9 protein-coding genes are annotated in these 12,408 nt (G+C 67.0%); 3 read left to right on the plus strand and 6 right to left on the minus strand.

From position 1 onward, the window contains the following. The first annotated feature begins 48 nt into the window (after positions 1 to 48). The 3 genes from ARC63_RS02380 (at position 49) to mtnC (ending at position 2,039) form a co-directional block, all read left to right on the plus strand. The gene (locus ARC63_RS02380) at positions 49 to 690 is read left to right on the plus strand and encodes a methylthioribulose 1-phosphate dehydratase (protein WP_057502435.1); all 642 of its coding nucleotides are present in this window, start codon (positions 49 to 51) and stop codon (positions 688 to 690) included. Between the two features lie 92 nt (positions 691 to 782). Further along, entirely contained in the window at positions 783 to 1,340 is a 558-nt protein-coding gene (locus ARC63_RS02385) for a 1,2-dihydroxy-3-keto-5-methylthiopentene dioxygenase (RefSeq protein WP_019336326.1), read from the plus strand. 3 nt (positions 1,341 to 1,343) lie between these two features. Continuing rightward, a complete protein-coding gene (gene mtnC / locus ARC63_RS02390; protein ID WP_049481467.1) occupies positions 1,344 to 2,039 on the plus strand; it encodes an acireductone synthase in 696 nt (231 codons plus the stop codon). A 115-nt stretch (positions 2,040 to 2,154) separates the two neighbouring features. Here the strand turns inward: mtnC and ARC63_RS02395 are convergent, their stop codons facing one another. The 6 genes from ARC63_RS02395 to ARC63_RS02420 all read right to left on the minus strand — a co-directional run bounded on the left by ARC63_RS02395 (position 2,155) and on the right by ARC63_RS02420 (position 12,086). Next, positions 2,155 to 4,773 carry a beta-mannosidase gene (locus tag ARC63_RS02395; protein WP_057502430.1) on the minus strand — a complete coding sequence of 873 codons (2,619 nt, stop codon included), beginning with the start codon at positions 4,771 to 4,773 and terminating at the stop codon, positions 2,155 to 2,157. A 101-nt stretch (positions 4,774 to 4,874) separates the two neighbouring features. Further along, positions 4,875 to 6,101: an AGE family epimerase/isomerase gene (locus ARC63_RS02400; RefSeq protein WP_057502431.1), complete on the minus strand. Its 1,227-nt coding sequence runs from the start codon at positions 6,099 to 6,101 to the stop codon at positions 4,875 to 4,877. Next, positions 6,098 to 7,093: a carbohydrate kinase family protein gene (locus tag ARC63_RS02405; protein ID WP_057502432.1), complete on the minus strand. Its 996-nt coding sequence runs from the start codon at positions 7,091 to 7,093 to the stop codon at positions 6,098 to 6,100. Before ARC63_RS02405 ends, ARC63_RS02400 begins: the two co-directional genes overlap by 4 nt. A 7-nt stretch (positions 7,094 to 7,100) precedes the next feature. Continuing rightward, a complete protein-coding gene (gene fucP, locus ARC63_RS02410; RefSeq protein WP_057502433.1) occupies positions 7,101 to 8,414 on the minus strand; it encodes an L-fucose:H+ symporter permease in 1,314 nt (437 codons plus the stop codon). 60 nt (positions 8,415 to 8,474) lie between these two features. Beyond that, the gene (locus ARC63_RS02415) at positions 8,475 to 9,524 is read right to left on the minus strand and encodes a LacI family DNA-binding transcriptional regulator (protein WP_010482566.1); all 1,050 of its coding nucleotides are present in this window, start codon (positions 9,522 to 9,524) and stop codon (positions 8,475 to 8,477) included. Positions 9,525 to 9,620: 96 nt separating this feature from the next. After that, positions 9,621 to 12,086, minus strand: a complete 2,466-nt coding sequence (locus ARC63_RS02420; RefSeq protein ID WP_057502434.1) for a GH92 family glycosyl hydrolase — start codon at positions 12,084 to 12,086, stop codon at positions 9,621 to 9,623. Between the last annotated feature and the right edge of the window lie 322 nt (positions 12,087 to 12,408).

The following is a 12,408-nucleotide window of genomic DNA, read 5'->3' on the forward strand; positions in this document are numbered from 1 at the left end:
CAGCCACGAGGGGCTCAGCCGTTGGCCGAATCCAGTAAAATCGCCGGCATGAACGCCCCCACCTTCCCGTACGACACCGCGCGCCTGAGCGAACTGGCCCAGCTGCTGATCGACAACGTCCGCGAACTGGCCCACGCCGGCTGGACCCCGGCCACAAGCAGCAATTTCTCCCACCGCCTGGACGACCGCCACGCTGCGATCACCGTCTCGGGCAAGGACAAGGGCCGCCTGATCGAGGACGACATCATGGTGGTGGACTTCGACGGCCAGGCCGTCGGCCGCCCGCTGCGCCCGTCCGCCGAAACCCTGCTGCACACCCAGCTGTACCGCCGCTTCCCCGAAGTGGGTTGCGTGCTGCACACCCATTCGCCGGTGCAGACCATCGCCTCGCGCCTGTACGCGCCGCAGGGCCATATCCGCCTGGAAGGCTACGAGCTGCTGAAGGCCTTCGCCGGCAACAGCACCCACGAGATGGCCATCGACGTACCGGTGTTCGCCAACACCCAGGACATGAACGTGCTTTCAAAGCAGGTCGATGACCTGCTCGACCAGAAGAACCTGTGGGGCTACCTGATCGATGGCCACGGCCTGTATGCCTGGGGTTGCGACATGGCCGAGGCGCGTCGCCACCTGGAAGCGTTCGAGTTCCTGTTCCACTGCGAGCTGGAACTGCGCAGGCTGCGCGGCTGAACCGGCGCGCAGGTGCAGATGCCGATCCGGAATCTGCGCCTCGCCCCCACCCTGCTACCCTGTCTTCCCCCCGAGACGTTCAAGCTGCCGCCATGAGCCGACTGCGCATCTACGACGACACCCGCCCCGAATCGCCGCTGCTGGACACCCAGGACGGCGCGCTCATCGCTGCCGAACTGCAGAAGATCGGCGTCACCTTCGAACGCTGGCAGGCCACCGCACCGGTCGCGCCCGGTGCCAGCCAGGAGGAAGTGTTCGCGGCATACCGCGCCGACATCGACCGCCTGGTCGCCGAGAACGGCTTCAAGAGCGTGGACGTGGCCTCGATCGCCCCCGACAACCCGAACCGCGCCGAGCTGCGCAAGAAGTTTCTCGACGAGCACTTCCACAAGGAAGACGAGGTGCGCTTCTTCGTCGCCGGGTCCGGCCTGTTCACCCTGCACGTGGAAGACAAGGTCTACGAGATCGAGTGCGTGAAGGACGACCTGATCGCCGTGCCCGATGGCACCACCCACTGGTTCGACATGGGTGAGGAGCCGAGCTTCGTGGCGATCCGCTTCTTCACCGAGCCGGATGGCTGGGTCGGTCACTTCACCGGTACCGACATCGCGCAGAAATTCCCCCGTTACGTACCTACCCAGGCGTCCTGATCCATGCAGCCCCGCGTCATCCTGACCGACATCGAAGGCACCACCAGCAGCATCTCGTTCGTCAAGAACGTGCTGTTCCCCTATGCCCGCAAGGCCTTGCCGGCGTTCGTCGCCGAACATGGCCAGCAGCCGGAGGTCCGCCGCTGGCTGGATGCGGTGGCTACCGAGATCGGCGGTGCCTGCCAGGACAGCCTGGTGGCCGAGACGCTGCAGGGCTGGATCGACCAGGACCGCAAGCACACCGCACTGAAGGCGCTGCAGGGCCTGATCTGGGACGAGGGCTACCGTCGCGGCGATTACACCGCGCACTTCTACCCGGAAGTGGCGCCGGTGCTGAAGGGCTGGCACGCCTCCGGCCTGCCGCTGTACGTGTACTCCTCCGGTTCGGTGCCGGCGCAGAAGCTGTTCTTCGGCTTCAGCGACGCCGGTGACCTCAGCCCGCTGGTGTCGGGCTGGTTCGATACCGAGATCGGCGGCAAGCGTGAGGCCGACAGCTATCGCCGCATCGTGCAGGCCATTGGCGTGCAGGCCGGCGAGATCCTGTTCCTGTCCGATGTGGTGGAAGAACTGGATGCCGCCCGCGAAGCTGGACTGCAGACCCGCCTGATCGACCGCTTGGACGATTACCCGCTGCCGCGTACCGGCCAGGCCGCCAACGGCCACGAGCGGGTCGAGAATTTCCAGCAGATCCAGCTGTAAGGGTGTGCGGACCTACGGTCCGCACCCACCTCAACGGTCCACACCCACGCCGGGCATGGCCCGGCGCTACCGTGGTCCATGAATGGTAGCGCCGGGCCATGCCCGGCGGATGCCCTCAACGATCGTTGAGGGTTTTCACCTTCAGCGCTTCGCGCAGCGTCGTCAGATCCACCGGGCCGCGCACCGCAATGTCGCGGGTTTCGCCCGGCAGCAGGTCCAGCAGGTTGTCTTCGACCTGCACATCCAACGCACCGAAATCAATCCACGCCGCGCGCACGTACGCCGCACTTTCCAGCCGTAGTCGATAGTGGTCGCCTTCGATGGACAAGGTGGCCTTGAGCTTCTGCCGCGGCAACACCTGGTCCTTGGCTTCGACGAATCCGACCACCTGCCGCGCGCTCACCGCCCCATTCTGCACCAGCTCGAACACGGCCACCGTGCGCTTCGGGTCGGCACCGGCCAGCAGCTCCGCGTCGCGGAAATCACCGATCGAGGTGACGCCTGACGCCGTCAACGTCACCGCGTCCTCGCGTCGACGCAGCACCTTGCCGTCCATGTCCATCACCCGCAGCCGCCAACGCGCATCCTGCGCGGCGCCATCATTGATCAGGCGCACCCGCGTGCTGCCCTCGTCACGCAGCGCCGCCACCGCCACCGGCGCGAAGAAGCGCCGCGCGGCGAAATGCAGTGCCTTCCAGCGGCCAAAATAGTCCACGCTGGACCAGGAAGCGCCCGGCCAGACGTCGTTGAGCTGCCAGTACAGCGAGCCCATCGTGTACGGCCGCGAGGCGCGGTGATGCAATGCCGCCAGCGCGATGCCATCGGCCTGCATCACCTGGCTCAGGTAGACGAAGTCCTCGAAGTCCTTCGGCGTGCCGTAACCCAGTTCGATGTAGTGCAGCAGGCGGCTGTTGCCCTCGCCCGCCATGAACTTCTGGTGCGCGCGAATCACCGGGCTGTCGATGCGCTGCTCGGCGCGGGTGGCGACTTGGTCCACCGTCGCCACCGACGGCCACGCCTGCAGCCCGTACTCGGACATGAAGCGCGGCGTCTCGCGCAGGTAGGCCTGCACCGGCAGCGCCGGATTGCCCCAGACCTGCCAGTAGTGCTTGTCGCCACGGTTGGAATCGTTGGCTTTCTCATCCAGGTCGTTGCTGGGCGAGCTGGACCAGTACGGCACGCCCAACCCCTCCTCACCTACTACCTGGCGCAGATCATTGCCGAACAGGTCGACATAGCCCTGCCACACCTTCGCTGCAAACGCCGGGTCGGCCGCCTTCAGGTCGCGACCGTGGCCCCAGTCCTTCCAGGCGGTCTCTTCCTCGTTGTTGCCACACCACAGTACGATGCTGGGGTGGTGCCGCAGGCGCCGCACGTTGTCGCGCGCCTCGGCCACCACGCTGGCACGGAAGGCCGGATCGTAGCCCGGCTGCATGCCACCACCGAACATGAAGTCCTGCCAGACCAGCAGGCCCAGCTCATCGGCGATGTCGAAGAACGCATCATCCTCGTAGTAGCCGCCGCCCCAGTTGCGCAGCATGTTCATGTTGGCATCGCGCGCGGCGGTCAGCACCTGGCGCAGGCGTGCGGCATCGACGCGTGCGGGGAAGGCATCGAACGGAATCACGTTGGCGCCCTTGGCGAAGATCGGCACGCCGTTGATGACGAGGGCGAAGCCCTGCCCGCCCTTGCCGTCCTCTTCGCGGCGCAGCTCAACCGTGCGCAGGCCGATGCGCTGCTCGCGCGCCCGCGTTGCATCGGCGCCATCATCCAGGCGGGCCTGCACGGTGTAGCGGTCCTGTGCACCGTGGCCGACCGGCCACCAGCGCTGCGGCTTGACCAGTTCGACCGGTACTTCGACGGCGTTCTGGCCGGGCTTCAGCAGCACCGTGCGCTTCACCCGGGCCACGCTGCGGCCCTGCGGATCCTGCACATCCACATTCACCAAGGCCGAGCCCGCCGCCGCGCCCTGCTCCACCTGCAGCAGCACCGTCAGCTTCGCCTGCTGCGCGCTCAATGCATCAGTGCGCACCGCCAGATCAGCCAATCGATGCGTATCCCAGGCCTGCAGGTCGACACCGCGCCAAACGCCGGCGGTGACATAGCGCGGGCCCCAGTCCCAGCCGAAGTGGTAAGCCGGCTTGCGCGCGAAGTTGCCGACCATCGCGTCCTTCGGCTCGTCGCCATACGGCGAAGGATAGTTGCCGGCGATCTTGTGCGGCATCGCCTGTACGCCCGGAAGCAGCGTGCGGATCGGCGAACGGAACACGATCTGCAGTTCATTGCCGTTCGCGCGCAGGCGCCCATCCACGCGCGCACGCCACGTGCGGTGCGCGTTGTCCGCACGCAGCAGCGGCTTGCCGTTGAGGCTGACTTCGGCATAAGTGTCCAGCCCGTCGAAGCGCAGTTCGGCATTGGGCTTGGCCAGCGTCGCCGCATCCACGTCGAAGCGCGCGCGGTACTCCCAGGCCGCCAGGCCGATCCATTGCAGCTCGGCTTCGGGCGCACCCACGTACGGGTCGCGGATCAGCGCATGCGCCAGCAGGTCGGTGTGCACGCTGCCCGGCACCGTGGCCGCACGCCATTGCTGCAGACCCGGGTGGGCGGCGCCCTGCGCGTCGCCCGGCAACATGCGGAACTCCCACTGTGCCTGCAGAGGCACTGCAGTTGCCGGGAAGGCCGACGTTGCGACCAGCAGCAGGAGCAGACGGACAACGAGGGAAAGACGATGCACGGGATGCTCCTGTTTTTCCGCCGGGCATGGCCCGGCGCTACCAATTCAACACGCCACGGTAGCGCCGGACCACGTCCGGCGAGCGCGCAGCGCGGCAGACCTCAACGCACGACGTTCAACACTTCGTAGCACGCGCCCATGGTGTGGTAATCCACCTTGCCGGCCGGGCTCTTCTCGTCGCTGTACTTGCGGTTGTCGGCATCGAGGATGCGGAACCAGGCGCCGTACTGATGGTCGACGAAGTGCTCCCACGCGTACGCCCAGATGCGCTCGTACCACTGCCAGTAGCGGTCATCACCGGTGCGCTTGGCCATCAGTGCGGCGGTGGCCAGCGTTTCGGCCTGCACCCAGAAGTACTTGTCGTCGTCGCAGACGAAGCTGTCGCCACCGATCGGGGCGCCCTCCATGCCCGGCTGCCGGCGCGATTCCGGTGCGAAGCCGTAGTACAGGCCGCCTCGCGCGTCGTCCCAGCTGCGCGCCACGGCCACGTCGAACAGATGCTGCGCGGTCGGCACCAGCCAGTCGGCCTGCACGTGGCGATCGAGGATCAGCAACAGCTTGGCCCACTCGGTCTGATGGCCGGGCTGGAAGCCCCACGGGCGGAACAGGTGCTTGGGGTCGTCCAGGTTGTAGTCCCAGTCGATCTCCCAGTTCACATCGTAGTGTTCCCAGACCAGGCCACCAGCCTTGGCCGCCTGGCGGCGGGTCATGTTGTCGGCCAGCTGCAGCGCACGCTCGACGTAACGCGGTTCGCCGCTGGCCTCGAACGCCGCCAGCATCGCCTCGCACATGTGCATGTTGGCGTTCTGGCCGCGATAGCCGGTGAAGTTCCACTGGCCGTCGGCCTCGTCCTTGTACAGGCCGTGCTGCGGCTCCCAGAAGCGCGCTTCCAGCAGTTGCCAGGTCTCGTCCATCCAGGCGCGCGCCTGCTCGATGCCGGCCTTCAGCGCACAGCTGTAGGCCAGCAGCACGAACGCCACGCCATAGCAGTGGTTCATGTCGTCCTCGACCTTGCCGTCGCGCAGGGTCCAGGCGTAGCCACCGGTGGCCGGATTGCGATGCACCTCGCGCAGATAGCGCACGCCATGCTCGACTGCGTCGCGGTATTCGGCGTTGCCGAACTCGCGGTATGCCATCGCGTAGTTGAAGACGAAACGGGTGCTGCTCACCAGGTGGCGGTGGCTGGCGTCGTAGATGCTGCCGTCATCACGGAAGTAGTGGAAGAAGCCGCCGTTCGGATCGATGCAGCGCGGGTGGTAGAACGCCATCGTGTCGGCGATATGCGCACGCAGGAACGCGGGTGAACGGAAATCGGGCGAGGTGCTCATGCGGTAATGTCCTGGGCCTGCAGCAGCTGCTGCACTTCATCGAGCGAGGGCATCGCGGCGAACGCGCCCTTGCGGGTAACAGCCAGAGCGCCGACCGCGGCACCGAAGCGCAGCGTGGCGGCGATCGCCTCCGGGTCCTGGCAGAACGCTGCAAAGCCTGCACCGGCCCCGCCACGCTCCAGCAGTCCGACCAGCACGCCACCGACGAAGGCATCGCCGGCGGCCGTGGTATCGACGGTGGTCACACGGAAGCTGGTGACCGTGCCGTGGCCGTCGCGCGTATACCAGTGCAGCGTGGCCGCACCATCGGTAACGATTACCCAGCGCGCCTGCGCGGCCAGCAGGCGCTTCAGCACCACGGCCTCGCCATCGGCACCCAGCGGTGCCGCCAGGTAATCCAGCTCCTCGCGCGACAGCTTGACCAGGTCGGCACGTTCCAGCGCCTGCCACAGGCGCGGCGTCGGGTCCTCGTTGGCCGGCCACAGCGCCGGGCGCAGATTAAGGTCCAGGCTGACCACCGCACCGGCGTCACGGGCCCGCTCCATGCCGGCGAAGGTCGCCTCGGCAATGGCCGGCTCGGTCAGGCTGTTGGAGCAGACATGGAAGCACTGCGCGCTGTCGAAGCACGCGGCCTGGAAGTCGCTGTCACGGAACAGCAGGTCGGCCGCCGGCGGGCGGTAGAAACTGAAGCTGCGCTCGCCGCTGGCATCCAGCGCGACGAAGGCCAGTGCGGTCTTGGCCGCATCGGTGCGCACGATGTAATCCGTGCCGACGCCGTGTTCGACCAGGCTTTCGGCCAGGAAGTCACCGAACATGTCGCGGCCCAGCATGCCGACGAACTGGGTCTTCGCACCAAGGCGCGCTGCCGCCACCGCAACATTGGCCGGCGCGCCGCCGGCGTACTGCAGGAACGCGCGCGGGGTGTCGGTCGAAGCCGGCGGCTGCGCTAGTAGATCGATCAAAATTTCGCCGAAGCAAACGATGGAACCCATTCCGGACTCAGCCTCCCTGCGTTGCGGAAGCCGGCGTACGTGCGCCGACCAGTCCGTAGAAGATGATGTAGCCGTAGCACAGCAGCGGCAGGATGAAGCTGGCCTGCACGCCGATGTGGTCGGCCAGCACGCCCTGCAGGTACGGCACCACGGCGCCACCGACGATGGCCATGATCAGCAGGCTGGAGCCCTTGTTGGTCAGCGGGCCCAAGCGCTCGATGCTCAGTGCGAAGATGGTCGGGAACATGATCGAATTGAACAGGCCGATCGCCACCACCGAGTACAGCGCGATGTTGCCGGAGCTCAGCATGGTCGTGACCAGCAGGGCCACGTTGACCAGCGCGAAGATCGCCAGCAGGCGGCTCGGCGAGAAGCGCGCCAGCAGCGCGGAGCCCGCGAAGCGGCCGATCATCGCCATCGTCCAGTAGGCCGACACGTAATGGGTGGCCTCCTGTTCGCTGAAGCCACCGATGTTCGGCATCGACAGGTAATTGACCAGGAAGCTGCCGATCGATACTTCGGCACCGACGTAGAAGAAGATGCCGAGCACGCCCAGCAGCAGGTGGCGCCTGCGCAGCGCATCCAGGTAGCTGTGATGGTGGCCCTGGTCGGCCTGCTCGGTGGCGTCGCTCAGCGCCGGCAGGCGGAACAGGAACACGAACAACGCCAGCAGCACCAGCGCAACCGCCAGGCCCACGTACGGGCCCTGCACCGCCTGCGCCTCGGCGGCGCGGTAGGCCAGCTGTTCGGCGGCCGGCAGCGCCGCGATGTCGTCAGCGCTCTTGACCGTGTTGGACAGGATCAGCATGCCGCCGAAGATCGGGGCGATGGCCGTGCCCAGCGAGTTCAGTGCCTGGGCCAGGGTCAGGCGGCTGGAACTGGTCTGCTCCGGGCCCAGCAGCGCGACGTAGGGATTGGCAGCGACCTGCAGCACGGTGATGCCGGTAGCCAGCACGAACAGCGCACCAAGGAAGGCGCCGTACACGCGCAGCTCGGCCGCGGGCCAGAAGCCCAGCGCACCGATACCGGCGATCACCAGGCCGGCCACGATGCCCTTCTTGTAGCCCAGCGCCGCCACCAGGCGACCCGCCGGCAGCGACATCAGGAAATAGGTGCCGAAGAAGGTGAACTGCACCAGCATCGCCTTGGCGTAGTTCAGCTCGAACACCGCCTTCAGGTGCGGGATCAGGATGTCATTGAGGCAGGTCAGGAAGCCCCACATGAAGAAGATCGTGGTGACGACAGCCAGCGCCTTGCCGTTGGTGACGGCGGGTGCGTTGCCCGAAGATCCCGTTGGACGGGGCGTTGCGGAGATCGGCATGCGGTACGCGCCTCGATGCGCGGAAGGTCGTTGTTGCGTGGAAGGGATATATGGAAGAAATCAGTTCGGTCGTGCGGCGCTGCTTTCGCGGATGCGCAGCTGCACCGGCGCGACCGTGCGCCGTGGCGGCGCGTCCGGTTCGTCCAATCGTTGCAGCAGCAGCGCGGCAGCTTGCCGACCCCGCTCGCGCGGATCGGCGGTGAGCGTGGTCAGTGGCGGTACCGCGACCGACGCCTCGGAAATATCATCGAAACCGGTAACGGCAAAATCACCGCCCGGACGGATGCCACGTGAATTCAAGCCCAGCATCAGGCCCAGCGCGACGGTGTCGTTGTAGCAGACCGCCGCACTCGGGCGATGGCCGTCGGCAAACAATTCATCGGTACGCGCCGCGGCTTCCAGGCGGTTCGGCGCCGACTCGATCATCCAACCCGGCGGCAGTGACAGGCCCGCTTCGGCCAGCGCCTGCTGGAAACCGGCGCGGCGCTGGTGGCACGAGCTCGATGCAGCATGGCCGCCGAAGAAGGCAATCTGGCGATGGCCGCGCTCGATCAGGTGGCGCGTGGCCAGATAGGCACCGTGCTGGTTGTCCAAGGTCAGGAAGTCCCAGTCGGCGCCGTCCAGTTCACGATTGAACAGCAGCACGTTGGCATTGGCACCCAACGCCTGCCGCAACTGCGCGGTATCGCTGCCCTCGGCCGGCGACAGGATCAAGCCGGCCGGGGTGTGTTCCATCAGCGTGGACAGCACCGCCTGCTGGCGCTCCGGCGATTCACCGGTACTGCCCAGCAGGGTCACGTAGCCGCGCCCGCCCAACGCCTCGTCCACGCCGGAGGCGAATTCGGCGAAGAACGGGTTGGACAGATCGTTGATCACCAGCGCGATGCTTGACGAGGTACGACGACGCAGGTTGGCCGCCGCGCGGTTGTAGACATAGCGCTGGCGACGCAGTTCGGCCTCGACCTTGGCGCGGGTATCGACGTTGACCAGTGGGCTGCCACGCAGCACCAGCGACACGGTCGCCCGTGACACGCCGATGGCACGCGCGATGTCGGTCACCGTCACCGCCTTGCCGGCGCGCTTGCTGGGACTGCTGCCGTTGTCGTTCATCGTCTTCCCGGACTCCGCTGGAGGCTCAAGCCTAATGGATCAGGGCCGTGTCGTGCCGTGCCGTTCGCTGGGTGACCGCGAACGGCACAGTCCGGCTCAGCGCAGCTGGCTGCCCGGTGCCGCGCACCAGGACACCGGCAGGTCCTTCACCGCCGTACCCCAGCCCTGCTCCGGCGCCTTCGCGTCGAGCGCGAAGTGCAGGCGCGGGCCCTGCTGCAGGCGGTTCCAGTCCAGCCATACCGGTGCATGCGCCTGGCCGTCGACCTGGACGCCCTGCACATACTGCAGGCGGCGGCCATCGGCGCCCGGCGCGTCGATGCGCAGGGTGCGGCCGTTGCCCATGTCCACTTCCACCTTGCTGAAGCGCGGGGTGTGCAGCAGGAACTGGCCGCTGCCGGGCACCGCCGGATACACGCCGATGGCACTGAACAGGTACCAGGCCGACATCGTGCCGAGGTCATCGTTGCCGGTCACGCCGTTCGGGGCGTTGGTGAACAGCTGCTGCGCAGCGCGCACCACGGCAGCGGTCTTCCACGGCTGGCCGATCAGCGTGTACAGCCACGGCGAGTGCAGGTCGGGCTCGTTGTTCGGGTTGTAGCGGAACTGGTTGTAATAGCTGTACGGCCCGACCACCCACTCTTTGCGGGCGGCATTGAGCGGGTCGGCCTGCAGCGCGTCCATCGCGAAGAAGGCATCGAGGCGGCGGCCGGCCTGTTCGCGGCCGTCCATCGCCTCGACCAGGCCCGGCACGTCCTGCTGCGCCAGCCACTGGTACTGCCACGCTGTGCCTTCATGGAAACCGTGATGCGAGCGCGGGCTGTAGTGGCCATCGGCCGGCGTGTACCACTGGCCATCTTCGGTGCGCGGACGCGGAAAACCGGTGAAGCCGGTCTCGGCGTCACGCACCTGCGGGTCCCACACCTTGCGCCAGTTGCGGCCGCGCTCACGCAGCGTCGCCGCGTCCTGCGCGTGGCCGAGGCCATCGGCCATCTGCGAAAGCGCACAGTCGGCCAGCGCGTATTCCAAGGTGGCCGAACCGCCATGGTGCGGATCGACGTCCATGCCCTTGGACGGGAACGCGCGGTCGTAGACCACGTAGCCCTTGTCCAGATAGGTCGGGTTGCCGGAACGGCCGGCCATGCGCGAGTTCAACGGCGGCGTGCCGAAGGCGTTGCGGCGCAGCGCATCCCAGGCCTGCGATTCACGGCCCTTGAGCGCGCCGAAGCGCCACAGGTCGACCATGAACGGGGTGACCGGGTCGCCGGTCATGATGTTGGTCTCGAGGTTGGCATAGCCCCAGCGCGGCAGCCAACCACCCTGCTCGTCGATCGCCAGCAGGGTACGGCCGATATCGCGTGCCACGTCCGGGCGGGTCAGCGCCAGCCACTGGTTCTGCGCGCGGTAGGTATCCCACAGCGAGAAGTACTCGTAGTAGGTCCAGCCGTCGGCACGGTGGATACCATCGTCATAGCCGCGGTAGCGCCCGTCGGCGTCGTTGCCGGTCATCGGCTGCAGCAGCGCGTGGTAGACCGCGCTGTAGAACACCGCGCGGTCGTCGGCGTTGCCACCCTGCACGCGCACCCGGCCCAGCTGCTCGCGCCAGGATTGCTGGGACAACGCACGCATGCGGTCGAAACTGAGCAGCGCCCCATCCTGCATGCCGTCCGCGCGCAGGTTGATGCGCGCGCCTTCGGCATCCACGTGCGAGATCGCGCTGACCGCCGTCACCGACTGGCCCTTGGCCAGATCAAAGCTGAGCCAGGCCCCATTCGGCTTCTGTTCGCCTTCCATGCTGTGGCGTGCGCCCGGCAGGCCGCCACCCTCGCCCCAAGTGCCATGCGCCTTGAACGGGCGATCGAACTCGATGCGGAACCAGGTGGTGTACTGGTGGCCGCCACAGAAACTCTTGGTGACCAGCTTGCCTTCCACCACGCGGTCGCCGACCACATCGACCACGCTGCCGATCACCGAATGGCGCTCGTTGGCCTGGCCGACATTGACCAGCACGTGGCCATCGCCCTGGCGCTGGCTGAAGGTGTAGCGCTCGGCTGCGGCGCGCGTACGTGCGGTCGATTCTGCGTCGATGCCGCCGTAGCCGGTCAGCCGCACTTTGTAATAGCCGGCCTGGCCGACCTCGCCGTCATGGGTGTACGACGAGGCATACGCCTTGTGGTCAAACTGCTTGGTGTTGCCGGTATCGAAATCGCCGCCCGGGCCGATCGAACCGGTCACCGGCAGCACCGACACCTGGCCGCCCTGCTCCCAGCAACCTGCGCCGGAGATGAAGGAGTGGCCGAAACCGCGGATCTTCTCGTCGTCATAGCGCCAGCCCGAGTAGTGGCTGCCGATCGGGCTGACCTGGATCAGGCCGAACGGTGCCGACGCGCCCGGGAACGTGTTGCCGTCGTCCTTGCTGCCGATGAAGGTGTTGACCTCGCGCTCCAGTGCAGCCGGCGCGGCCTGCAGCAGCATCGGCGACGCCGACAGTGCGAGCAGGCAGGCCAGCCGCGCCAGCGGGCGCGAAGACAATGGGACGGCGGGAGCGGACGGCACTGGACGCATGTCGGGTTCCTGTAGTCGATGACACGGAGGCAGACGGCCGGGGCCGTCCTGCACCGTTCCGCTGAGCTCCGCCACAACTGGCAGAAAGCTCCCCCTGGAATGACGCCCGACCCGTGCGACCGTGAATTTAGATCGATTCAAGTAGAGCATGCAGGTTCAGCCGAATGCATTCTGCGGCGCAGCATGAGAGGGGGGTGTTCGGCAGGGCTGCGCCCTGCACCTGCTACGAGCTGGAGCAACAGCAACAGCAACAGCAACAGCAACAGCAGAAGCTGGTTTCCTGTGGGGAGTCGGGCTGGGTCCGGTTGCGGGGGACGCTGCA

Source organism: Stenotrophomonas geniculata ATCC 19374 = JCM 13324, from assembly GCF_001431625.1.
Taxonomy (GTDB): domain Bacteria; phylum Pseudomonadota; class Gammaproteobacteria; order Xanthomonadales; family Xanthomonadaceae; genus Stenotrophomonas; species Stenotrophomonas geniculata.